Consider the following 22958-nt stretch of genomic DNA (forward strand, 5'->3'; position numbering starts at 1 on the left):
CGAGACCGAACATGATAGGCCAAACAACCCCCACTCCCGACGACGAATCTGAAGTCCCGCTGGTCCCCGCGGCACCCGTGCCCGTGGAACAGGAAAAAGCAGAAGAATTCGGCGGCCGCGGCGGACTTGATCCGGTGCGGTATGGCGATTGGGAGAAAAACGGACGCTGCATCGATTTCTGATCAGCATTGAGCCAACGCGGCCGCGTGCCGCCCAGCCGAGACAACGAGCCCAGCGAATGGCGACCAGACAACGCCCACTTTCCCCGCACCTTCAGGTGTATCGCTGGCAGATTCAGATGGCCACCTCGATCCTGCATCGAGCCACTGGCGTCTTTCTGTCTGTTGGTGCCCTCATCATCGCTGCCGGCCTGCTGGCCCTGATGATGGGGCCCGAGTCCTGGAACTGCTTCACCGGCCATGCCGGGGCCTGGTATGGCCGCGTGTTCCTGTTCGCGTGGACATGGTCGTTCGCCTATCACCTGTGCAATGGCATCCGCCATGTGGTGCAGGACTTCGCCATCGGCTTCAGCATCCCCGCCTTCATCCGCAGCAGCTGGCTGTCGGTCACCGGCAGCCTGGTGATCACCCTGCTGGTGTGGGCCTATGTGATGTTCGGAGGTGCCGCGTGAGCAAGTTCCGTACCCCGTTGAAGAACGTGCGTGGCCTTGGCTCGGCCAAGACCGGCACCGAGCACTTCGTGCATCAGCGCCTGACTGCCGCCGCGCTGGTGGTGCTGGGTATCTGGTTCCTGGTCTTCGTGCTGGGCCTGCTGGGCTCGGACTACGCGACCGCCGCCGCCGCCGTGGCCAAGCCGTGGAACGCAGTGCCGCTGATCGGCCTGCTGATCGCCATGTTCTGGCACGCGCAGCTCGGCATGCAGGTCGTGCTGGAAGACTACATCCACGAATCGCTGCTGGCCCTGGTGCTGCAGACCGCGGTGAAGTTCGTCGCCGTGCTCGGCATGATCGTCAGTGTGTTTGCGGTGGGCCGCATCGCCCTCGGCGTTGCCTGAGCCCAGGCACCAACACAGGAATCCAGATTAGATGTCCGCTTACAAGATCACCGAACACAAGTACGACATGGTCGTGGTCGGCGCCGGCGGCGCCGGCCTGCGCGCCACGTTCGGCCTGGCCGCCAAGGGCCTGCAGACCGTGTGCCTGACCAAGGTCTTCCCGACCCGTTCGCACACCGTTGCCGCCCAGGGCGGTATCTCGGCCGCACTCGCCAACATGGGCGAAGACGACTGGCGCTACCACTTCTTTGACACCATCAAGGGGTCGGACTGGCTGGGCGACCAGGACGCCATCGAGTACATGTGCCGTGAGGCCATCCCGGCCATCATCGAGCTCGAACACTACGGCGTGCCGTTCTCGCGCACCGCCGAAGGCAAGATCTACCAGCGTCCGTTCGGTGGCATGACCACCAAGTACGGCGAAGGCCCGGCGGCGCAGCGTACCTGCGCGGCGGCCGACCGTACCGGCCACGCGATGCTGCACACCCTGTACCAGCAGTCGCTGAAGCACGATGCGCGCTTCATGATCGAGTACTTCGCGCTCGACCTGATCTTCGACGACGAAGGCGCCTGCCGCGGCGTGCTGGCCCTGGACATGTCCGACGGCACCCTGCACCTGTTCCGCGCCCAGGGCGTGGTACTGGCCACCGGCGGCTACGGCCGTGCCTACTTCAGCGCCACCTCGGCGCACACCTGCACCGGCGACGGTGGCGGCCTGGCCATGCGTGCCGGCATCGCCATGCAGGACATGGAGTTCGTGCAGTTCCACCCGACCGGCATCTACGGCGCCGGCTGCCTGATCACCGAGGGTGTCCGCGGTGAAGGTGGCATCCTGCGCAACAGCAGCGGCGAGCGCTTCATGGAGCGCTACGCGCCGCACTACAAGGACCTGGCCTCGCGCGACGTGGTCAGCCGTTCGATGACCATCGAGATCCGCGAAGGCCGCGGCGTCGGCGAGCACAAGGACCACATCCTGCTCGACCTGACCCACCTCGGCCCGGGCGTGATCGACGACAAGCTGCCGGGCATCGCCGAAAGCGCCCGCATCTTTGCCGGCGTCGACGTGCACAAGCAGCCGATCCCGGTCATCCCGACCGTGCACTACAACATGGGTGGCATCCCGACCAACTACCACGGCGAAGTGGTGCAGAAGGTCGGCGACAACGACAATGCTGTGGTGCCGGGCCTGTACGCCATCGGTGAAGCGGCCTGCGTGTCCGTGCACGGCGCCAACCGGCTGGGCTCGAACTCGCTGCTGGACCTGGTGGTGTTCGGTCGTGCGGTGGCCAACCGCTGCGCCGAGACCATCAAGCCGGGCGCATCGCACAAGCCGCTGCCGGCCGATGCCTGCGACAAGGCACTGGGTCTGCTGGACAAGCTGCGCCACGCCAACGGCGATACCCCGACCTCGGTCATCCGCGATCGCATGCAGCGCACCATGCAGGCTGACGCGGCCGTCTTCCGCACCAGCCAGACGCTGAAGGAAGGCTGCGAGAAGATGGACAAGATCTTCGACTCGTTCCAGGACGTGAAGGTCTCCGACCGTTCGCTGGTGTGGAACTCGGACCTGATCGAGACCTACGAGCTGAACAACCTGCTGCTCAACGCGGTGGCGACGATCAACTCGGCCGAACAGCGCAAGGAAAGCCGTGGTGCGCATGCGCACGAGGACTATCCGGACCGCGACGACGTCAACTGGCAGAAGCACACCCTGGTCAGCGTCGACGAGAAGGGCAAGTGCAGCTTCGACTACCGTCCGGTGCACATGTACACGTTGACCGACGACGTGTCCGTGGTGCCGCCGAAGCCGCGCGTGTACTGATCCGACCCCGCCTACCATGCAATCCGCGCCCAAGGGCGCGGGCCGCCTGAGCCAACGAGAGCAGCCATGGCCGAGTTTTCACTCCCCAAGAATTCCAAGATCACGAAGGGCAAGCACTTCCCCGTCAAGAACGGCGGCAAGAACGTGCGCACCTTCAAGATCTACCGCTGGAGTCCGGACGACGACAGCAACCCGCGCACCGATACCTATGAAGTCGATCTGGACGCCTGCGGCCCGATGGTCCTGGACGCCCTGATCAAGATCAAGAACGAGATCGACCCGACCCTGACCTTCCGCCGCTCGTGCCGCGAAGGCATCTGTGGTTCGTGCGCGATGAACATCGACGGCACCAACACCCTGGCCTGCACCCGAGCCATCTCGGACTGCGGCAAGAAGGAAGTGCCGATCTACCCGCTGCCGCACATGAACGTGGTGAAGGATCTGGTTCCGGACCTGACCCACTTCTATGCGCAGTACGCCTCGATCAAGCCGTGGATCCGCACCCAGACCCCGGCACCGCCGGACCGTGAGCGCCTGCAGTCGCCGGAAGACCGCAAGAAGCTGGACGGTCTGTATGAGTGCATCCTGTGCGCCTGCTGCTCGACCAGCTGCCCGAGCTACTGGTGGAACGGCGAGCGTTACCTGGGCCCGGCGATCCTGCTGCAGGCCTACCGCTGGATCATCGACTCGCGTGATGAGGACACCGGTGCGCGCCTGGACGATCTGGAAGATCCGTTCAAGCTGTACCGCTGCCACACCATCATGAACTGCGCCCGGACCTGCCCGAAGGGCCTGAACCCGGCACTGGCGATCGCCGAGATCAAGAAGCTGATGATGGAACGCCGCGCCTGATCAGGCCCGGCGGTATCTGGTAGAGCCACGCGACGCGTGGCTGTGCCACCCCCAGTAGAGCCACGCCATGCGTGGCTTTGCTGTATCTGGAGAAACACGATGGAAGAAGATGTTCTGCTGAAGAAGCTGCGCTGGCGCTGCCGACGCGGCATGCGTGAGCTGGACCAGCTGTTCGGCCGTTATCTCGACCACGAATGGAGCACCGCGCCGACCGAGGAGCGCGAGGTTTTCCTGTTCCTGCTCGACTGCGAGGACGATAAGTTGTGGCGCTGGTTCATGGGCTATGAGGCCTGCCCGCATGCGCACGCGATCTCCCTCATGCAGAAGATCCTCGCCCTCAAGCCTTGAGTGGCGCCCCTCGCGGCTGCAGGCCGCCGCCCAGCTGGCGGTTCTGCTGGCCGCACCCTGGCTGCTGCGCGCATCGGATCTGCCGCCCAGGCTGCTGACGCCGGCGGTGTTGCTGGCCTGGGGCATCGGGTTGGCCGAACTGGCCTGGCGCCAGCGCAGGCCGCGCGTGCAGGTGCTTCTGCCGGTACCGCCCGAGCCGCTGCAGGTGGCCGGGCAGGACGTCGATGCACCACAACTGGTCGTGCGTGGGCCGTGGCTGTTGTTGCTCTGGCGTGAGGATCGGCGCCGCCGGCGCCTGCTGTTCTGGCCCGATGTGCTCGATTCCAGGCAGCGACGTGAACTGCGACTGGCCGTGGCCGCACGCGGCGTTTCCCGTAGGCCCCGGTCGATGGCACCATAAGCTGAATTGACCGGCGTGCCTGCATGTTCAAACCCATTCCCGTGGCCATTGGCCTGCGCTACCTGCGCGCCAAGCGCCGCAACGGCTTCATCTCCTTCATCTCGATGGCATCGATCCTGGGCATCGCGCTCGGCGTTACGGTGCTGATCACCACCCTGGCGGTGATGAGCGGTTTCCAGAAGGAAATCCGCAGCCGCCTGCTGCAGATGACCGCGCACACCACCATCAGCCGCGACGGCGAGCCGATGCCGGACTGGATGCGCGTGGTGGACGTCGCCCGCAAGGACCCGCGCGTGGCCGGTGCCGCGCCGTACATCGAGATCCAGTCGATGATCAGCGGCCCGCGCGTGCAGGGAGCAATCATCCAGGGCATCGATCCGGCGCTGGAGCCGAAGGTCTCGGTGATCGACAAGAAGGTCACCAAGGGCAGCTATGACAGCCTCAAGCCGGGCAGCTTCAACGTGCTGCTGGGCAAAGAGCTGGCGGTCTGGCTGGGCGTGGACGTTGGCGACCAGGTGCTGGTGACCTTTGCAGAAGTGCAGGGCACGCCTGCTGGCGCAGTGCCGCGGATGAAACGCTTCACCGTCAGCGGCATCTTCGAGGCCGGCTACAACGAGGTCGACCGCGGCGTCGGCTTCGCCAACATGCAGGACCTGGAGCGCGTGCTGCGTTCCGATGGCGCTACCGGCGTGCGGCTGAAACTGCACGACATGGACCGCTCGCTGGAAGTGGGCGTGGACCTGGCGCAGAGCCTCGGCGGCGCGTACCGGGTCAGTGACTGGACCCAGCAGAACGCCAACCTCTACCACTCGCTGCGCATGGAGAAGGTAGTGATGGGCATCCTGCTGTCGCTGATCATCGCCATGGGCGCTTTCAACCTGGTGTCGTCGCAGGTGATGCTGGTCACCGACAAGCAGGCCGACATCGCCATCCTGCGCACCCTTGGCCTGACTCCGGGCGGGGTGATGCAGGTGTTCATGGTGCAGGGTTCGCTGATCGGCATCTTCGGCACGCTGGCCGGCCTGATCGGCGGCATCACCCTGACCCTCAACCTGGAACGCATCCTCGGCGCCATCGAGAGCGTGTTCAACGTCAAGCTGCTGCCGGAGGATGTGTACTACATCACCGGCCTGCCGACCGACATGCAGACCGGCGACGTGGTGGCGATCACCGTGGTCGCGCTGCTGATGAGCTTCCTGGCCACCCTGTATCCCGCCTGGCGGGCAGCACGCACCCAGCCGGCGGAGGCCCTGCGCTATGAATAAGGTCTTCAACCGCGGCGACGAAGTGATCCGCGCCGAAGCACTGGGCAAGACCTACGCTGAAGGGCGCATGCAGACCCCGGTGTTCGATGGCCTGGACCTGACCGTGACCGCCGGCGAGACGGTGGCGATCATCGGTGCCTCCGGCGCCGGCAAGAGCACGCTGCTGCACCTGCTGGGCGGCCTGGACATTCCAACCGCCGGCGAGGTCTACGTGACCGGGCAGCGCATGTCGGCGCTGTCGGATACCGCGCGCGGTCTGCTGCGCAACCAGGCGCTGGGCTTCGTCTACCAGTTCCATCACCTGCTGCCGGAGTTCACCGCGCTGGAAAACGTGATGATGCCGGTACTGCTGGCTGGCACTGCGGTAGCAGAAGCGAGCAGCCGGGCCACCACGCTGCTGGAAGCGGTCGGCCTCGGCCACCGCCTGGATCACAAGCCGGGCGAGCTGTCTGGTGGTGAGCGGCAGCGTGCTGCGGTGGCGCGGGCACTGGTCAATCACCCGGCCTGCGTGCTGGGTGACGAGCCGACCGGCAACTTGGATGACCGCACGGCCGCCACGGTGTTCGAGCTGATGCTGGAACTGAATCGTGCGCGTCACACCAGCCTGGTGCTGGTCACCCACGACCGCAGCCTGGCGCGCCGCCTCGACCGGGTGCTGGAGCTGCGCGAAGGGCGCTTGCACGCACTGGCCCACGCCGACGTCTGAGGCGCCGGGGCCGCTTTGGTGGAAGCCGACCCTGGTCGGCTGCTCCTGCAGGGCAGGCGCCAACCAAGGTTGGTGACTTCCGGAATCCGGGGCCTTGGGTCTGCTTGGGTAGAGGTCGGCCTTGGTCCACCGCCGACCAGCGCCTGAATGGGGCTGTCGGTCGTCGCGCCGCCGTTGCCGGCCCGGGCGCATGATGGCGACAGTTCCCCGAGGAGATCGCCATGAAGACCCCGTTCCTGGTGGCCGGACTCTGCCTGGCGCTGGCCGCGTGTGCGACCACTGGCCGGCTCAGCAGCGCCGAGAAGCTTGACCTGTACCGTGCCCACGCCGGCGCGCCGCAGAACGACATGCAGTTCTTCGGCACCCTCAATGGCTGGACTGAGCTGGGTGACAGCGCGCTTGCGGTATGGACGCGTCCCAGCGAGGCCTACCTGCTGGAGTTGAGGGGGCCCTGCCAGGACCTGCCATATGCCACCGCCATCGGCCTGACCAGCCAGATGAATCGTGTTTCGGCGCGTTTCGACAAGGTGCTGGTGCGCGACCCTACCGGCGGCCCGCGCCTGCCGTGTTTCATCGACAGCATCCGCAAGCTGGATGTGAAGGCACTACGCGCTTCCGAGCAGGAGCTGCGCCAGGCGCAGGTGCAGGAGCGCGAGGACAACACGAAATAGCGCGGTAGTGCCGGCCGCTGGCCGGCATCGCGCAGATGCCAGGTTGCCGGCCAGCGCCCGGCACTACCTGTGCGTCAGGCTTCCGGAGTGAAGCCGGCCGGCTTTTGCGCGTCCTTCTCGAACAGGAACTTGACCAGTTCGCCTTCAAGGAACGCGCGATGTTCCGGCGTACGCGGCGACAGGCGGTTCTCGTTGATCAGCATGGTCTGGTGCGCCAGCCACGCAGCCCAGGCCTGCTTGCCGATGTTGTTGAAGATGCGCTGGCCCAGCTCGCCGGGATAGGGCACGAAGTCCAGGCCCTCGGCATCGCGTTGTTCGTACTGGCAGAAAACGGTTCGGGGCATGGCACTCACTCGTGGTTGCGGGGTTTCTTGGAAGTTCGTTTTGGCGTCTTGATCGTCGCGCCGTCGAGCAGTTTGCGGATCGGCGCGGGCAGGCCCAGCGCGCGCAGTTCATCGTAGGCGACCCAGCGCAACGTGGGTTCTTTCACGCGCAGGCCGTTCACCTGGCGCGACAGTACCTGCAGGTGCAGCCTGTAGTGACTGAAGGTGTGCTGCAGCACTGGCAGCTCCTCGGCGTCTTCCAGCGAACCTTCAACATGCGCATCGAACCAGTCCTGCAGGTCGCTGCCGGCCTCGGCCTGCGGCAGCGTCCACAGCTGCGCCCAGATGCCGGTGGCCGGCCGCTTCTGCAGCAGCACGCGCTGCTGGGGGTCGCGCAGCAGCAGGGCCACTGCTTCGCGCTCGGGCAGGGTCTTGCTGGGCTTGGGCGTGGGTAGTTCAGCGGTGCGGCCTTCGCGGCGCGCCACGCACGCGTCCTGCAGCGGGCAGATCACGCAGGCGGGTCTGGCGCGGCTGCATACGGTCGCACCCAGGTCCATCTGCGCCTGGGTGTAATCGGCCATGCGCCCGGTCGGCACCTGCGCCACGTGCGCCTCGGCGATCGCCCACAACTGCTTCTCGATGGCCGGAAGGCCCGGGAAGCCGTCGATGCCGTGGTAGCGGCTGAGCACCCGCTTGACGTTGCCATCGAGGATCGCGAACGGGTCGTTCCAGGCCTGGCTGAGGATCGCACCGGCGGTGCTGCGGCCGATGCCGGGTAGGGCATGCAGCGCGTCGAAGTCACGTGGCAGGTCGCCGTCGTGCAGTTCCACGCAGCGCTTGGCTGCCGCGTGCAGGTTGCGTGCGCGGGCGTAGTAGCCGAGCCCGGCCCACTGCGCCATCACCGCGTCATTGCTGGCGGCGGCGAGGTCGGGCAGGGTCGGAAAGTGCTGCAGGAACCGCTGGAAGTACGGGATGACCGTACTCACCTGGGTCTGCTGCAGCATGATTTCCGACAACCAGACCCGATAGGGGCTGCGCGGATGCTGCCAGGGCAGGTCGTGGCGGCCGTGGTCGTCGAACCAATGCAGCAGGTGGGCGACGAAGTCGTCGGTCTGCATGGTTCCGGCGCTGGCGTGCGGCTGGCGGGGCATCGGTATTCCGGAGGTGGGCAGCCACCCATGGGGTGGCTCTACCGGGCTGCAGTAGAGCCACGCCAAGCGTGGCTGCACGGTCTATCAGGCACCCAGCGCTTCGGGCAGCAGGGCGTCAACGAAGGCTTCCGGATCGAATACGCGCAGGTCTTCCGGGCGCTCGCCGATGCCGGCGAAACGGATCGGAATGCCGAACTCGCGGGCCAGCGCGAACACCACGCCGCCCTTGGCAGTGCCGTCCAGCTTGGTCACCACCAGGCCGGTCACGTTCACCGCTGCATTGAACTGGCGCAGCTGCGACAGCGCGTTCTGGCCGGTGGTGCCGTCGATCACCATCAGTACTTCGTGCGGTGCAGTGGCGTCGATCTTGCCGAGCACGCGGCGGATCTTGCCCAGCTCGTTCATCAGGCCGGACTGGGTGTGCAGGCGGCCGGCGGTATCGGCGATCAGCACCGAGGTGCCGCGGGCCTTGCCGGCCTGCAGCGCATCGAATGCCACCGAAGCGGCATCGGCGTTCTGCCCTTGGGCGACCACGGCCACGCCGTTGCGCTCGCCCCAGGCCTGGAGCTGTGCGACGGCGGCGGCGCGGAAGGTGTCGCCGGCGGCCAGCATCAGGCTGTGGCCTTCATCCTTGAAACGCTTGGCCAGCTTGCCGATGGTGGTGGTCTTGCCAACGCCGTTGACGCCGACGGTCAGCACCACGAAGGGCTTGGCATTGCGGTCGATCACCAGCGGCTTGGCCACCGGCTGCAGGATCGCGATCAGCTCGGCGCGCAGCGCGGCCAGCAGCGCATTTGCATCTGCGAACTCACGCGACTTCATGCGCTTGCGCAGGCCCTCGACCAGGTCGGTGGTGGCACCCACGCCGACGTCGGCGGTGATCAGGGCGGTTTCCAGCTCGTCCAGCAGGTCGTCGTCGAGTTTTGGGTTGCGCGAGAACAGGCCACCGAAGCTGCGCGCGATGACGCTGTTGCGCAGGCGTTCGCGCCAGCCGGGCTTGCCGGCAGGTGCCGGAGCAGCGTCGACCGAGGCGGCAGCAGGCAGGTCGTCGGTGACCGGTGCCGGGGTGGGCTCGGGCAGCGGTGCGGGTGCCGGTTCGATGGCCGGGGTCGCGATGGGGGCGACGTCGATCTGCGCCGTCGGCGCAGGAGCTGCCGGAACCGCTGCGGCTGGGGCCGGAATCGCCGGGGTGGGCTCGACAGCGACCGGAACGGCGGTTGCCGGGGGCGGCTCGACCGGTGCAGGCTCGGCCGGTACGGCTACCGGTGCCGGCTCCTTGTCCTCGACCGGCGCGGCCGACGGAAACGCCGCCGCCAGCTCTTCAGCCGAGTAGTGCTGGGTCTTGGGTGCCTCCGTTGCGGGGGCATCCTGGGGCTTCTTGCGGCGGAAAAAACTGAGCATTGGCAAAAGGCGCTGAAATCAGAGGGATATGCTACCACTCAGGCCTGTCGGGCCGATGTGGACTCAAGGTCGCGGCCGGCCGGCCGTTAACCGGTCCGGAGGGCTGCGCAGGGCGGTCCGGAGACCGCCATGAACAACGTGATGGGAATCGCCCTCGGCGGGATGCGTGCGGCCCAGCAGGGCGTGCAGGTGGCCGCGCACAACGTGGCCAACCTGGCGACTCCTGATGCCCAACCCCTGCAGCTGCAACGCAGTACGGTGGAGCAGGGCGGGGTGCAGGCCGCGGTGACCCCTACCGGCACCGATGGCAGTGCACCACTGGGTGATCTGCTGGCAGCGAAAGCCGAGGTGGTGGCTTTCGCTTCCAACGCCGCGGTGATCCGACGCCAGGACCAGATGCTCGGCTCGCTGCTGGATCGCGAGGCCTGAGCCTCCCGGCTTTCGCGGGTGTCAACCTTGGTTGACAGGCTCGACCCGCCTGGTAGATGCCAATCCTGGTTGGCACTCACCACCCGCCCCGGTAGGTGCCAACCTTGGTTGGCACGCTTTTTGGGCGCCAACCGAGGTTGGCCTCTACCAGAGCATCGCCGGGTAAGCCGGGCCATGCCCGGCGACCACCTTGTCGATCAGGCTGACAGCTCCAGCAGCAGCTTGTTCAGGCGCGCCACATAGGCGCCCGGATCCTTCAGGCTGTCGCCGGCGGCCAATGCAGCCTGGTCGAACAGCACCCGGCCCAGATCGTCGAAACGCGCGCCATCGGCTTCAGCATCCAGCTTGGCGATCAGCGGATGGCCCGGGTTGATCTCCAGCACCGGCTTGCTGTCCGGCACCTTCTGCCCGCTGGCCTCCAGGATCTGGCGCATCTGCAGGCCCAGGTCCTGTTCGCCGATGGCCAGCACCGCCGGCGAATCGGTCAGGCGGTGCGAGACGCGCACGTCGGCCACGTCATCGCCCAGCACCGTCTTCAGGCGCTCGACCAGGCCCTGCTTGTCCTTGGCCGCTGCTTCCTGTTCCTGCTTGTCCGCTTCGGTTTCCAGCGCGCCCAGGTCGAGGTCGCCGCGGGCGATGTCGACGAAGCCCTTGCCGTCGAAATCGGTCAGGTAGCCCATCAGCCACTCGTCGATGCGGTCGGTCAGCAGCAGCACTTCCACGCCCTTCTTGCGGAACACTTCCAGGTGCGGGCTGTTGCGCACCTGGCTGTAGCTCTCGCCGGTCAGGTAGTAGATCTTGTCCTGGCCTTCGGCCATGCGGCCGAGGTAGTCAGCCAGCGACACGTTCTGCGCATCGCCGTCGCCACGGGTGGAGGCGAAGCGCAGCAGGCCGGCCACCTTCTCGCGGTTGTTGTAGTCCTCGGCCGGGCCTTCCTTCAGCACCTGGCCGAATTCCTTCCAGAACGTGGCGTACTGCTCCGGCTTGTCTGTGGCCAGCTTTTCCAGCATGTCCAGCGAGCGCTTGGTCAGCGCGGCCTTCATCGAATCGATGACCGGACCGGACTGCAGGATCTCGCGCGAGACGTTCAGCGACAGGTCGTTGGAATCGACCACGCCCTTGATGAAGCGCAGGTACAGCGGCAGGAACTGCTCGGCCTGGTCCATCACGAACACGCGCTGCACGTACAGCTTCAGGCCCTTGGGCGCATCGCGGTGATACAGGTCGAACGGCGCGCGGCCGGGCACGTACAGCAGCGAGGTGTACTCCAGCTTGCCTTCGACCTTGTTGTGGCTCCACGCCAGCGGATCGCTGTGGTCGTGTGCCACGTGCTTGTAGAACTCGGTGTACTCGGCGTCGCTGATCTCGGTGCGCGGGCGGGTCCACAGCGCGCTGGCGCGATTGACGGTTTCCCATTCGACCGCGCCGCCTTCTTCGCCACCTTCCTTCGGCATCTGGATCGGCAGGCCGATATGGTCCGAATACTTCTTGAGGATGCCGCGCAGGCGCCAGCCATCGGCGAAATCGTGCTCGCCGTCCTTCAGGTGCAGCACGATGCGGGTGCCGCGCTCGGCCTTGTCGATGGTGGCCACTTCGAAATCGCCTTCGCCGCGCGAGGTCCAGCGCACGCCTTCGCCTGCACCCAGGCCGGCGCGGCGCGAGGTCACTTCCACTTGGTCTGCAACGATGAAGGCACTGTAGAAGCCGACGCCGAACTGGCCGATCAGCTGCGAATCCTTTTTCTGGTCGCCGGACAGCTGGCGGAGGAAATCGCCGGTGCCGGACTTGGCGATCGTGCCGAGATGGGCAATTGCCTCGGCGCGGCTCATGCCGATGCCGTTGTCTTCGATGGTGATGGTGTGGGCGGCGGGGTCGAAGCTGACGCGCACGCGCAGCTCGCTGTCACCTTCAAGCAGGGCCGGCTGGGTCAGGGCTTCGAAGCGCAGCTTGTCGGCAGCGTCAGCGGCGTTGGAGACCAGCTCGCGCAGGAAGATCTCCTTGTTGGAGTACAGCGAGTGGATCATCAGCTGCAGCAGCTGCTTGACTTCGGTCTGGAAGCCAAGGGTTTCGGTCTGGGTGGTCTCGGTCATCGATAGGGCTCCATGTGCAATGCCGCGCCAGCGCGTGCGGCCTCGCCAAGGGGTAGGGGTGATTGTCCCGAAATCAAGGGGTTGTTCGGCAGGGCTTGCAGCCCTGCACCTGCAGAGGCCGATGCAACAGCAACAGCAACATCAACAGCAGCAGCGGGCTATCCGTGGGATGGCGGGGCGGTGTGGGTTGGCAGGACACGCCGTGAACCCATCCATGGGGGCTCGATGGCGCCATCCATGGCGCCAACGGTCCTGCCAACCCACACCGCCCCGCCTCTGACAGGTTCACGCGGCTGTTGGCAGGTGTCGACCTTGGTCGACACCTCTGTCAGATATCGAAATAAAACTGGGGTCAGATCCGTTTTCCGCAGGAAAACGGATCTGACCCCAAGAGACCTTCCGGCAGATCGCAGGAAACTGTCGAAGGCGGGGTGGGTCCGGTTGAGGGGGCGTGAGCCGCATGGATGCGGCGACCGAGCTTACATGGACGTACTTGCAGCGTCCCCCTCGACCGGACCCACCCCGCCAACCCACGGATATCCGGCTTTTGCCGTTGCTTCGGCCGTTGCCGTGGCTTCGACGGGTGCCGGGCAAAGCCCGGCCGAACTACAATCCCGCTCATGCTGAAATTCTCGAATGAACCCCGCCGGGGGCGCCTGTGAGCGGCCGTGGGGGCAACGACGGCCAGGTCCGCATCATCGGCGGTCGCTGGCGCAATACCCGCCTGCCGGTGCCGACCCTGCCGGGGCTGCGGCCCAGCAGTGACCGCGTGCGCGAGACCCTTTTCAACTGGTTGATGCCCAGACTGGGCGGCGCGCGGGTGCTGGACCTGTTCGCCGGCAGTGGCGCGCTGGGCCTGGAGGCGGTCTCGCGCGGTGCTGCCCACGCCACCCTGGTCGAGCGCGACGCGCAGCTGGGACGCAATCTGAGCGCGGCCGTGGCGAAGCTCCAGGCCGCCGATCAGATCACCGTGGTGCAGGCCGATGCCCTGCGCTGGCTGCAGGGCGCGCCCGCGCAGCAGGCCGATCTGGTCTTCATCGACCCGCCGTTCGCCGATGGCCTGTGGCAGGACGTGCTGGCGCAGCTGCCGCGGCACCTGGCCGCCGATGCCTGGCTGTACCTGGAATCGCCGGCCGGCCACGTGCCGGTGCTGCCGCCGGACTGGCTGCTGCACCGCGAGGGCGGCACCCGCGAGGTGCGCTTTGCCCTGTACCGCCGCGCCACTGCTACACTTTGGCCTCATCTGAACATCCGCATCCGCCCATGACCGTGGCCAACCGCCGCATTGCCGTCTATCCCGGCACGTTCGACCCGATCACCAACGGTCATATCGACCTGGTCAGCCGGGCCGCGCCGCTGTTTGAAAAGGTCGTGGTGGGCGTGGCGCAGAGCCCGTCCAAGGGCCCGGCGCTACCGCTGGAGCAGCGCGTGCAGCTGGCGCGTGGCGCACTGGGCCACCATGGCAACGTCGAGGTCATCGGCTTCGACACCCTGCTGGCCCATTTCGTCCGTTCGGTCCAGGGCGGGGTGCTGCTGCGTGGCCTGCGCGCGGTGTCCGATTTCGAGTACGAGTTCCAGATGGCCAGCATGAACCGTCACCTGATCCCCGAGGTCGAGACCCTGTTCCTGACCCCGGCCGAGCAGCACAGCTTCATTTCGTCCTCGCTGGTCCGCGAGATCGCGCGCCTGGGCGGCGATGTGTCCGGTTTCGTGCCGGCCGCGGTGCTCGAAGCCCTGCGCAAGGTCCGCGAAGCGAAGGCGGCACAGTCGTAAGTCCTGCTGTACCCGCACCCCATTACGCACAACACCACGCACCATTCCGGGAGGAAACCCATGAACACCACCATGCGCGCGATGCTGATCGCTTCGTTGGCCCTGGCCTTCACCGCCTGCAAGAAGGAAGAGGCCGCTCCGGTCGACGAGGCCAAGCAGGCCCTGGTCGCCCCGGCCAAGGACGACGATGCAGGCTGGAAGAAGTACCTGCAGGAAGTGGCCATCCAGAACATGGGCAACATCACCAACAGCCCGTTCCTGTACTACCTCTCCCCGGAATCGGACCCGGACTTCCAGGCCAAGTACGAGCGCCAGACCGAGAGCGCGACCCAGGCCGTGGCCCGTGGCGTGCAGCCGGGCAACATGCTGGCCTTCGGTTCGTCGGCCTCGGGCAAAATGGCTGACATGATCCAGGCCGTGTTCAAGGACGTGTCGCCGGATTCGATGAAGGGCGTGCGCGTCGTCTTCATCGGCCAGTCGGCCGACAACGCCCGCGTTCAGGCTGCGATCCAGCCGACCGGTGCCGAGTACATTTTCGTCGAAGCCAAGTAAGACCGAGCCATGGCGGCCATGCTCCGGCATGGCCCGGGCGGCGTCCTGCAAGGGCGCCGCTGATGACCTGACCGGCCCGCGCGCCCGCGCTGGCCGGTCCTTTGTCCCAAGGCGCGGGCGAGGAGTATCGCCGTGTCGCTGAAAATCAACGAGCTCTGCGTCAACTGCGACGTATGCGAGCCGGCCTGCCCGAACCAGGCCATTGCGATGGGTGAAACCATCTACGTGATCGACCCTGCGCGCTGCACCGAATGCGTGGGCCATTTCGACGAGCCACAGTGCGTGGTCGTCTGCCCGGTCGAGTGCATCGATCCGGACCCGGAGATCGTGGAAACGGAAGACCAGCTGCTGGCCAAGCTGCGCCAGCTGCAGCACGATCACCCCGAACTCTATGCGGAGCCCCCATCCGAATGAAGACGCTGATCGTCCGCCGCCTGTTGCTGCTCGGCCTGCTGCTGAGCCCGATTGCCTGGGCCGACAGCCCGGCCCGTGCCGAGCGCCCCGACGGCGCGGCCATTGCCAGCGGCCACGCGCTGGCCACCCAGGCCGGCATCGACATCCTGGCGCAGGGCGGCAACGCCTTCGACGCCGCGGTGGCGGTATCGTCCACGCTGGCGGTGGTCGAGCCGATCAGTTCCGGGCTGGGTGGCGGTGGCTTCTTCCTGCTGCACGACGCGGCCACCGGCAAGGACGTGATGCTGGACGCGCGCGAGACCGCGCCGGCCGCGGCAACGCCGCAGGCCTTCCTCGACAAGCAGGGCAACCTCGACCGTGACCGCTCGGTCAACGGTGCGTGGTCGGCCGGTATTCCGGGCCTGCCTGCGGCGCTGGTCGAGCTGTCGGCCAAGCACGGCAAGCTGCCGCTGTCTGCATCGCTGCAGCCGGCGATCCGCATCGCGCGCGAAGGCTTCCCGGTCTACGACCGCATGGCCAAGGGCTATGCCTCTCGCCGTGAGGTGATGGAGCGCTATCCCGGCACCCGTGAGGTCTACCTGCGCAACGGCAAGCCGATCGCCAGCGGTGACCTGTTCAAGCAGCCGGAGCTGGCACAGACGCTGGAGCGCTTGGCCGCAGGTGGCTTCGATGGCTTCTACAAGGGCCAGACCGGAAAGCTGTTGCTGGCCGGCGTGAAGCAGGCCGGCGGCAAGTGGACCGCTGAAGAGCTGGCCGGCTATCGCGTGAAGCAGCGCGAACCGATCGTGTTCAACTACAACGGCTGGAAGATCACCACCGCGCCGCCGCCGTCGTCCGGTGGCATCGCGCTGGCCAGCATGCTGCAGATCCTGGAAGGCTGGGACATCAACAAGATGGACCCGGCGCACCGCACCCACCTGGTGGTGGAGTCGATGCGCCGTGCCTACCGCGACCGCACCTTCTTCCTCGGCGATCCGGACTTCGTGCAGATCCCGCAGAAGGTGCTGACCAGCAAGGACTACGCACAGGGCCTGCGGGCGACCATCCATCCGGAAAAGGCCACGCCCAGCGACCTGCTGTCGGGCAACCCGACGCCGCTGGAAGACGACGAGACCACGCACTTCTCGATCATCGATCGCGACGGCAACCGCGTCGGCGCGACCCAGACCGTCAACCTGCTGTACGGCTCGGGGCTGATTCCGAAGGGCACCGGCGTGCTGCTGAACAACGAGATGGACGACTTCGCGCTGAAGCCGGGCACGCCCAACGCGTTCGGCGTGATGGGCTACGAGGCCAATGCGCCGAAGGCGGGCAAGCGCATGCTCAGCTCGATGACCCCGACCTTCATGGAGAACGCCGACAAGGTGGTGGTGCTGGGCACCCCGGGTGGCAGCCGCATCATCACCATGGTGCTGCTGGGCATCCTCGGCTACGACGCCGGCCTGGACGCGCAGCAGGTTGCCGCGCTGCCGCGCTACCACCACCAGTGGCTGCCGGACCTGATCGAAGCAGAGGACGATGCATTCGACGCGGCCACGGTGAAGCAGCTGCAGGCGATGGGTCACAAGATCGACCTGCCGGGCAATGTGGCCGCCGGGGGCCGCGGGTCCAGCCACGTGTGGGGCAACCTGCAGACCGTGGAATGGGACCGGAAGGCCAACAAGCTGTTTGGCGGCAGCGACCCGCGCAACCCGGTGGGCAGCGCCCTGGTCGCGCCGGCACGCTGATCCAGTCGTGCCGGCCGCTGGCCGCCAATCTGGCTGTTTACCGAAACCCCGCCCTTGACGGCGGGGTTTTCTGTTTCCTTTCTAGCGATTATTTAACGAGCCGGCGCCGATAATCGACACATGAAACTCTGGTCTATTCGTGGAAACTCGCAGCGCCTCGACGGCGGCGCGATGTTCGGCAACGCGCCGCGCGCGTTGTGGGAAAAATGGGCGGCACCGGACGAGCTCAATCGCATCGAGCTGGCGTGCCGTGCGCTGCTTGCCAGCCCGCTGGAAGGCAAGACCGTGCTGTTTGAAACCGGTATCGGGGCGTTCTTCGATCCGCGCATGCGTGAGCGCTATGGCGTGCAGGAAAGCCAGCACGTACTGATCGATTCGCTGCGCGAAGCAGGTTTCGAGCACGAGGACATTGATGTCGTCGTGCTCAGCCACCTGCATTTCGATCATGCCGGTGGCCTGCTGGCGGCATGGAGCGAAGGGCGTGAGCCGGAACTGCTGTTCCCCAATGCGACTTATGTGGTCGGTGCGCAGCATTGGCAGCGCGCCATGCAGCCGCATCCGCGCGACCGTGCCAGCTTCATTCCGGAGCTGCCTGGCCTGCTGCAGGCCAGCGGTCGCCTGGAAGTGGTGGACGGCGAGTATTCGAAGGTTCTGGGTCGCAGCGTTCGCTTCAGCTACAGCGATGGCCACACGCCGGGGTTGATGCTGGCCGAGATTGTCGGCCACGCGCACGCCGGCGAAGATGCGCACGGCGGGGTGGTGTTCTGTGCCGACCTGATCCCGGGGCGCTCATGGGTACACGTGCCGATCACCATGGGCTACGACCGCAATGCCGAGCTCCTGATCGACGAGAAGCGGCAGTTCCTTGAGGACAAGCTGGCGCGCAACGTGCATCTGTTTTTCACCCACGACCCGCAGGTGGCGCTGGCGCAGCTGGGTCGCGATGACAAGGGGCGTTTCGTGACCCTGCACGAGCAGGGTGAACTGAAGGCGCGCGCGCTGGGGTGACGGGTGTTCGGCAGGGCTGCTCCCTGCACCTGCAGAAGCCGAAGCAAGATCAAGAACGGCATTCCGTGGGATGGCGGTGCGGTGCGGGTGGTCAGGACACGCCGTAAACCCACCCATGGGGGCTCGATGGCGCCATCCACGGCGCCTGCCCACCCACACCGCCCCACCTCTGACAGGTGGCCGGTGGCTATTGGTGGGTGCCGACCGTTGGTCGGCACATCTGTCAGATATCGATATTCAGATGGGGTCGAATGCCATTGCCGTGCAACGGGCTCTGCCCCCATTCGATTGAACTGGACGAGCGATGCTACGACGCCTTCAGGCAGCTGCTCATGAAGGTCTTGCGCGCGTCACCGGCCAGCTTCTTGGCACCCGCGTCAGCGTTGCACTTGCGCATGCGTTCCTGTTGCGCGTTGGCCGGCTTGGCTTCGGCGGCGTGGCCACTGAGGCAGGAACTCTGCGCGGTCTTGTAGGCGTCACCCTTCAAGCCCTTGTTCTTGGCCGAGCAGTCGGCCATGCGCTGCTGCTGCGGCGTGGTGGCATTGGCAGCCAGGGGCAGGCCGACCAGCAGGACAGCGGCCAGCAGGAAAGAAGCTTTCATCGAGAGCACTCCAGGCGGTGGCGGGTGCGCGGAGCATTGGCCTGCAGGCAGCAAGGCCACGTGAAGAATCGTGCCTCGGCAGCGACCGCTTGCAGGGGGGCATTCAGATCGGCGTATTACTTAGCCAGATGGGTAAGTATGATCCCGCCATTCAAGACGTGTTCCAGGCACTGGCCGACCCCACCCGATGCGCGATCGTGGCGGCGCTGGGGCAGGGGCCGCGCACGGTGTCGACCTTGGCCGAGCCTTTTGAGATGGCCTTGCCCTCGCTGATGAAGCATCTGGCCGTGCTGGAGCGCAGTGGCGTGGTGCGCAGTCGCAAGCAGGGGCGTGTACGCACCTGCGAACTGGTGCCGGAACGGTTGGGCCAGGCCGAGCAATGGCTGGCCGCGCAGCGCGTCGTGTGGGCAGCGCGCGCCGACCGCATGGTCGAGTTTGTCGAAACCCTTCACCGACAGGAGCAGGCCCATGGCCGTAGACGCAGGTAGCAACCCCGAGACCGATCTGGTCATCAGTCGCGTACTGAACGCACCGCGCGCCGCCCTGTGGCGGGCGTGGACCGACCCGGAGCTGCTGCGCCAGTGGTGGTGCCCGAAGCCGTGGTCCACCGAAGTGCGTGCCTTCGACCTGCGCCCGGGCGGCGCCTTCCACACCTTCATGCAGGGCCCCGACGGCGGCAGCAGTGACAACCCGGGCAGCTTCCTGGAGATCGTGCCGCAGCAGCGTCTGGTGTTCACCTCGATGCTGGGCCCGGGCTGGCGGCCGCAGTCACCGTGGCTGGGCTTCACCGCCATCATCTCGATGGAGGATGAGGGCCAGGGCTGTCGTTACACCGCGCAGGTGATGCACCCGGACAAGGCCCTGCGCGACCAGCATGAGCAGATGGGCTTCTTCGACGGCTGGAACACCGTCATCGGCCAGCTGGAAGCGTTCGCGGCCGGCCTGTAGGCCGGCATCCGGGGTGGGGTCAGAGCCCTTTCTGCGAAAGGGATCCGACCCCGGTTCACCGGATCAACCGACGCGGGTACCGAAGATGCGGTCACCGGCATCGCCCAGGCCGGGCAGGATGTAGCCCTTGTCGTTGAGCTGGGCATCGATGGCCGCGGTGTAGATTTCCACGTCCGGATGCACGGCCTTGACTGCTTCGATGCCTTCCGGCGCGGCCACCAGGAAGATGCCCTTGATGCGGCGGGCGCCGGCACGCTTGAGCATGTCGATGGTGGCGATCAGGGTGCCGCCGGTGGCCAGCATCGGGTCCAGGATCAGCGCGTCGCGCTCTTCCAGGCGGCCGGTCAGGCGCTCGAAGTAGGGCACCGGCTGCAGGGTTTCCTCATCGCGCTGCAGGCCGACCACGCTGACGCGTGCCGCCGGGATCAGCGACAGCACGCCGCTGAGCATGCCCAGGCCGGCGCGCAGGATCGGCACCACGGTGATCTTGGCGCCGGCGATGCGCTGCACGGTGACCGGGCCGGCCCAGCCGGCCAGGGTGTGCGGCTCGGTGTCCAGGTCGGCGGTGGCCTCGTAGGCCAGCAGCGTGCCGAGCTCGTTGGCCAGTTCGCGGAAATCCTTGGTGCTGAGCGCAGCGTTGCGCATCAGGCCGATCTTGTGCTGCACCAGCGGGTGGCGCACTTCGACGATCTTCATGGTCGGGAAGGGGGATAAGGAGAGAGGACGCCATTTTGCCGGATTGGGCGCCCAACCCCAAACCGGGGCCGGAGACGGCCTGCATGAAATGTGCAGATGCATGTCATTGCCATGCAACCTTGCGGACATACCGTGCAGACCCATTCTTAACAGGAATGGGGATTCCCAGTGCATATCAAGACTCCGTTGGCCGTTGCCATCACCCTGACCCTGGCGATGGGGGCTGCTGCACCACTGCAGGCCGCCGGGCAGCAGGCGGTCGCCGCCACCGGTGCAGTGGCCGCCGATGCGGTCGACCTGGACCGCATTGAAGTGCGCGCCCAGCTTGAATCGCAGATCCGCGCGGTGGACCTCAAGCGCAGCAGCAACGCCATCGAGGATGCGGTGTCGTCCGACGCGCTGGGCCAGTACCCGGACAAGAACGTGGCCGAGTCGCTGCAACGCCTGCCGGGCATCAGCGTGACGCGCGACCAGGGCGAGGGCCGCTACGTGGTCGTGCGCGGACTGGATGCCAACCTCAACAGCGTCAGCGTCGACGGCATCGCCATCGGCACACCGGACAACTCCAGCCGCGCCGCACCGATGGACGTGATCCCGTCCGATTCGACCGAGCGCCTGCGCGTGATCAAATCACCGACCCCGGACATGCCGGGCGACGCCATTGGCGGCGCGATCCTGGTCGAGACCGCCTCGGCGTTCGACCGCGAGGGCCGCAGCCTGCGTGGCAAGATCGAAGGCAGCCACCAGCAGCTTTCGGGCGAGACCAGCCCGAAGGCCGCGTTCAACTACAGCGAAGTGTTCAACGACACCTTCGGCATCGCCGCCGGCGTGAACTACCAGAAGCGGACGTTCGAATCGGACAACAGCGAAGTGGAGTACGGTGATGTCAGCGGGAACAAGGATCCGACCACCACCCGCCCGGGCGAAATCACCGCGCTGAACCTGCAGAACCGCAAGTACGAGATCGAGCGCAAGCGCATCGGCGCCAACCTCAATTTCGACTGGCGCCCGAACGAGGACAGCCGTTACTACCTGCGCACGCTGTACAGCCAGTTCGACGATGCCGAAACCCGCCAGCGCGTGATCTTCAACTTCAACAGCGCCGACATGATCGCCACCGGCACCGACCAGTATCGACTTGCCGGAATGCCGAAGGATTCGATCGACAAGCGCATGCGCTACCGGACCAAGGAAGAGAACACCTTCGCCGCCAGCCTGGGTGGCGAGAACAAGCTGACCGACGCGGTACTGGACTACAAGATCGGCTATACCCGTACCGAAGAACGCGTGGACGACGAGATCGAGTCGCGCTTCAAGCTCAACGGCAAGGCCTTCAATGGCACGTTGGACCAGCGCAGCCGCCTGCCCACCTACACCTTCGACAACGATCAGTGGCTGGACAACGCCAACTACAAGTTCGACCGTGTGGTGGCCAAGCCGAAGAAGGTGGACGACGAGGAGCGCAGCGCGCAGGTCAACATCCGCTTCGACGGCGACAACAGCAGCTACAAGTTCGGCCTGCTCGGGCGCTGGCGCGACCGTGACGTGAATGTCGATGAGGCGTCGCTGCGCGTGGGTCCGGCGATCAAGCTCAGTGACTGGACCACCGGCTCGCCGGAACATCGCCACGGCCCGATGGGGCAGGGCATGGACTCGTCGGCGATGCGCAGCTACTGGTCGCAGCACGGTGGCGAATACAGCGCGCGTCCGCAGGATGTCGGTGGCAACGCCGCGACGTCTCTGGAAGGCGACTACACCGCGCGCGAAGACGTGTTCGCCAGCTATGCGATGGGCACCTGGGACATCGGTGCGCTGCGCGTGATCGGCGGCGTGCGTGTGGAGAACACCCGCTTCAGCGCCACCGGCAATCGCGTGGACGTGGCCAAGGACGGACGCTCCTACACCGCGACCCGGGTCACCGCCAGCAAGAGCTACAACAACGTACTGCCGGGCCTGCACCTGCGTTACGACGCCAGCGACGACTGGGTATTCCGCTTCGCCGCCAACAAGACGGTGGCGCGCCCGGGCTTCGGCGATGCCTCGCCGCGCATCGGCCTGGCCCGCAACGACAATGAAGTGCGCCTGGGCAATCCGGAGCTGGATCCGTACGAGTCGACCAACATCGACCTGTCGGTGGAGAAGTACATCGGCGACAGCGGCATCCTCTCGCTGGGCGTGTTCCACAAGTCGATCGACGGCTACATCGTGCAGGTCCGCCAGGCCGGCGCCGACGGCATCTACGACGGCCTGCCGGTGGTGACCTCGGTCAATGGCGACAAGGCCAAGGTGCGTGGCGCCGAGTTCAACTGGCAGCAGCAGCTGTCGTTCCTCCCGGCTGGCTGGGATGGCCTGCTGGTGGGTGCCAGCGGCACCTGGCTGGACACTGATTTCGACCCGGGCCTGGCCAAGCGCGCCGGTGAGGACTTCACCCTGCCGCGCGCCTCGAAGAACGTGTACAGCGCGCACATCGGTTACGAGAAGTACGGCCTGAGCACCCGTGTGGCAGCCGTGCACCGCAGCGAGTACCTGGATACCCTTGGTGCCGGCCGTGCCTTCGACATCTACGTAGCGCCGAACACCCAGCTCGACTTCTCGCTTGACTACAGGTTCACTCCGCGCGTGAGCATGTATTTCGAGGCACAGAACCTGCTGGACAAGCCGCTGGAGCTGTACCAGGGCACGCGCTCGCGCACCCTGCAGATGGAAGAATATGGCCGCACCTACGCACTGGGCCTGAAGGTGGCACTGTGAGCGGGCCTCGCATCAC

At 66.3% G+C, this 22958-nt stretch carries 26 protein-coding genes; 20 read left to right on the plus strand and 6 right to left on the minus strand.

All coding sequences use genetic code 11. The annotated features are described in order from the left end of the window. Nucleotides 1–11 precede the first annotated feature (11 nt). The 10 genes from AC5P6X_RS02205 (at nucleotide 12) to AC5P6X_RS02250 (ending at nucleotide 7078) form a co-directional block, all read left to right on the plus strand. The gene (locus AC5P6X_RS02205) at nucleotides 12–182 is read left to right on the plus strand and encodes a DUF1674 domain-containing protein (protein WP_495215298.1); all 171 of its coding nucleotides are present in this window, start codon (nucleotides 12–14) and stop codon (nucleotides 180–182) included. Between the two features lie 56 nt (nucleotides 183–238). Next, a complete protein-coding gene (sdhC, locus tag AC5P6X_RS02210) occupies nucleotides 239–631 on the plus strand; it encodes a succinate dehydrogenase, cytochrome b556 subunit (RefSeq protein ID WP_005409076.1) in 393 nt (130 codons plus the stop codon). Beyond that, nucleotides 628–1014, plus strand: a complete 387-nt coding sequence (gene sdhD, locus AC5P6X_RS02215; protein ID WP_005409077.1) for a succinate dehydrogenase, hydrophobic membrane anchor protein — start codon at nucleotides 628–630, stop codon at nucleotides 1012–1014. Before sdhC ends, sdhD begins: the two co-directional genes overlap by 4 nt. Before the next feature lie 31 nt (nucleotides 1015–1045). Then, a complete protein-coding gene (sdhA, locus tag AC5P6X_RS02220) occupies nucleotides 1046–2836 on the plus strand; it encodes a succinate dehydrogenase flavoprotein subunit (protein ID WP_005409078.1) in 1791 nt (596 codons plus the stop codon). Nucleotides 2837–2902: 66 nt separating this feature from the next. Further along, nucleotides 2903–3688 (plus strand): succinate dehydrogenase iron-sulfur subunit, encoded by a 786-nt coding sequence (locus AC5P6X_RS02225; protein WP_005409079.1) that lies wholly within the window; start codon nucleotides 2903–2905, stop codon nucleotides 3686–3688. A gap of 99 nt (nucleotides 3689–3787) precedes the next feature. Continuing rightward, a complete protein-coding gene (locus tag AC5P6X_RS02230; protein WP_049451040.1) occupies nucleotides 3788–4036 on the plus strand; it encodes an FAD assembly factor SdhE in 249 nt (82 codons plus the stop codon). After that, a complete protein-coding gene (locus AC5P6X_RS02235) occupies nucleotides 3987–4436 on the plus strand; it encodes a hypothetical protein (RefSeq protein WP_049451041.1) in 450 nt (149 codons plus the stop codon). Before AC5P6X_RS02230 ends, AC5P6X_RS02235 begins: the two co-directional genes overlap by 50 nt. A gap of 23 nt (nucleotides 4437–4459) precedes the next feature. After that, the gene (locus AC5P6X_RS02240) at nucleotides 4460–5701 is read left to right on the plus strand and encodes a lipoprotein-releasing ABC transporter permease subunit (RefSeq protein WP_005409082.1); all 1242 of its coding nucleotides are present in this window, start codon (nucleotides 4460–4462) and stop codon (nucleotides 5699–5701) included. Beyond that, complete coding sequence (gene lolD, locus AC5P6X_RS02245; protein ID WP_005409083.1) at nucleotides 5694–6407, plus strand: lipoprotein-releasing ABC transporter ATP-binding protein LolD; 714 nt, start codon at nucleotides 5694–5696, stop codon at nucleotides 6405–6407. Before AC5P6X_RS02240 ends, lolD begins: the two co-directional genes overlap by 8 nt. 221 nt (nucleotides 6408–6628) lie before the next feature. Continuing rightward, complete coding sequence (locus AC5P6X_RS02250) at nucleotides 6629–7078, plus strand: DUF6491 family protein (protein ID WP_049451042.1); 450 nt, start codon at nucleotides 6629–6631, stop codon at nucleotides 7076–7078. A gap of 74 nt (nucleotides 7079–7152) precedes the next feature. Here the strand turns inward: AC5P6X_RS02250 and AC5P6X_RS02255 are convergent, their stop codons facing one another. From AC5P6X_RS02255 to ftsY, 3 genes are all read right to left on the minus strand, one after another. Continuing rightward, on the minus strand, nucleotides 7153–7422 hold the full coding sequence (locus tag AC5P6X_RS02255; protein WP_005409085.1) for an oxidative damage protection protein: 270 nt from the start codon (nucleotides 7420–7422) through the stop codon (nucleotides 7153–7155). A 5-nt stretch (nucleotides 7423–7427) separates the two neighbouring features. Next, the gene (gene mutY, locus AC5P6X_RS02260) at nucleotides 7428–8552 is read right to left on the minus strand and encodes an A/G-specific adenine glycosylase (protein ID WP_495215299.1); all 1125 of its coding nucleotides are present in this window, start codon (nucleotides 8550–8552) and stop codon (nucleotides 7428–7430) included. An 84-nt stretch (nucleotides 8553–8636) separates the two neighbouring features. Then, nucleotides 8637–9953, minus strand: a complete 1317-nt coding sequence (gene ftsY / locus AC5P6X_RS02265) for a signal recognition particle-docking protein FtsY (protein ID WP_012479774.1) — start codon at nucleotides 9951–9953, stop codon at nucleotides 8637–8639. 129 nt (nucleotides 9954–10082) lie between these two features. On the opposite strand from ftsY, the gene AC5P6X_RS02270 reads away from it, so the two are divergent. Continuing rightward, on the plus strand, nucleotides 10083–10382 hold the full coding sequence (locus tag AC5P6X_RS02270) for a hypothetical protein (RefSeq protein ID WP_108270159.1): 300 nt from the start codon (nucleotides 10083–10085) through the stop codon (nucleotides 10380–10382). Between the two features lie 197 nt (nucleotides 10383–10579). Here the strand turns inward: AC5P6X_RS02270 and htpG are convergent, their stop codons facing one another. After that, on the minus strand, nucleotides 10580–12472 hold the full coding sequence (htpG, locus tag AC5P6X_RS02275) for a molecular chaperone HtpG (protein ID WP_088437110.1): 1893 nt from the start codon (nucleotides 12470–12472) through the stop codon (nucleotides 10580–10582). Between the two features lie 658 nt (nucleotides 12473–13130). Between htpG and rsmD the strand changes: the two genes are divergently transcribed. The 6 genes from rsmD to AC5P6X_RS02305 all read left to right on the plus strand — a co-directional run bounded on the left by rsmD (nucleotide 13131) and on the right by AC5P6X_RS02305 (nucleotide 17946). Further along, entirely contained in the window at nucleotides 13131–13739 is a 609-nt protein-coding gene (rsmD, locus tag AC5P6X_RS02280) for a 16S rRNA (guanine(966)-N(2))-methyltransferase RsmD (RefSeq protein ID WP_495215300.1), read from the plus strand. Beyond that, entirely contained in the window at nucleotides 13736–14245 is a 510-nt protein-coding gene (gene coaD / locus AC5P6X_RS02285; RefSeq protein ID WP_005409091.1) for a pantetheine-phosphate adenylyltransferase, read from the plus strand. Before rsmD ends, coaD begins: the two co-directional genes overlap by 4 nt. Nucleotides 14246–14305: 60 nt before the next feature. Further along, nucleotides 14306–14797 carry a hypothetical protein gene (locus AC5P6X_RS02290; RefSeq protein ID WP_005409092.1) on the plus strand — a complete coding sequence of 164 codons (492 nt, stop codon included), beginning with the start codon at nucleotides 14306–14308 and terminating at the stop codon, nucleotides 14795–14797. A gap of 132 nt (nucleotides 14798–14929) precedes the next feature. Next, a complete protein-coding gene (locus AC5P6X_RS02295) occupies nucleotides 14930–15211 on the plus strand; it encodes a YfhL family 4Fe-4S dicluster ferredoxin (RefSeq protein WP_004153175.1) in 282 nt (93 codons plus the stop codon). Continuing rightward, the gene (ggt, locus tag AC5P6X_RS02300; RefSeq protein WP_049449194.1) at nucleotides 15208–16938 is read left to right on the plus strand and encodes a gamma-glutamyltransferase; all 1731 of its coding nucleotides are present in this window, start codon (nucleotides 15208–15210) and stop codon (nucleotides 16936–16938) included. Before AC5P6X_RS02295 ends, ggt begins: the two co-directional genes overlap by 4 nt. Before the next feature lie 120 nt (nucleotides 16939–17058). Next, nucleotides 17059–17946, plus strand: a complete 888-nt coding sequence (locus AC5P6X_RS02305) for an MBL fold metallo-hydrolase (protein WP_005412984.1) — start codon at nucleotides 17059–17061, stop codon at nucleotides 17944–17946. Nucleotides 17947–18253: 307 nt separating this feature from the next. Here the strand turns inward: AC5P6X_RS02305 and AC5P6X_RS02310 are convergent, their stop codons facing one another. Next, a complete protein-coding gene (locus AC5P6X_RS02310) occupies nucleotides 18254–18547 on the minus strand; it encodes a PsiF family protein (RefSeq protein WP_005412985.1) in 294 nt (97 codons plus the stop codon). 128 nt (nucleotides 18548–18675) lie between these two features. On the opposite strand from AC5P6X_RS02310, the gene AC5P6X_RS02315 reads away from it, so the two are divergent. Next, on the plus strand, nucleotides 18676–19035 hold the full coding sequence (locus AC5P6X_RS02315) for an ArsR/SmtB family transcription factor (protein WP_012479781.1): 360 nt from the start codon (nucleotides 18676–18678) through the stop codon (nucleotides 19033–19035). After that, nucleotides 19016–19495 (plus strand): SRPBCC family protein, encoded by a 480-nt coding sequence (locus tag AC5P6X_RS02320; protein WP_005409098.1) that lies wholly within the window; start codon nucleotides 19016–19018, stop codon nucleotides 19493–19495. Before AC5P6X_RS02315 ends, AC5P6X_RS02320 begins: the two co-directional genes overlap by 20 nt. A gap of 63 nt (nucleotides 19496–19558) precedes the next feature. On the opposite strand, the gene upp is transcribed toward AC5P6X_RS02320, so the two are convergent. After that, nucleotides 19559–20191: a uracil phosphoribosyltransferase gene (gene upp / locus AC5P6X_RS02325; RefSeq protein ID WP_005416149.1), complete on the minus strand. Its 633-nt coding sequence runs from the start codon at nucleotides 20189–20191 to the stop codon at nucleotides 19559–19561. Between the two features lie 216 nt (nucleotides 20192–20407). Between upp and AC5P6X_RS02330 the strand changes: the two genes are divergently transcribed. Beyond that, nucleotides 20408–22942: a TonB-dependent receptor gene (locus tag AC5P6X_RS02330; protein ID WP_407073042.1), complete on the plus strand. Its 2535-nt coding sequence runs from the start codon at nucleotides 20408–20410 to the stop codon at nucleotides 22940–22942. Nucleotides 22943–22958: the final 16 nt, after the last annotated feature.

It is taken from the genome of Stenotrophomonas sp. YJH_SMC_40, from assembly GCF_059368615.1.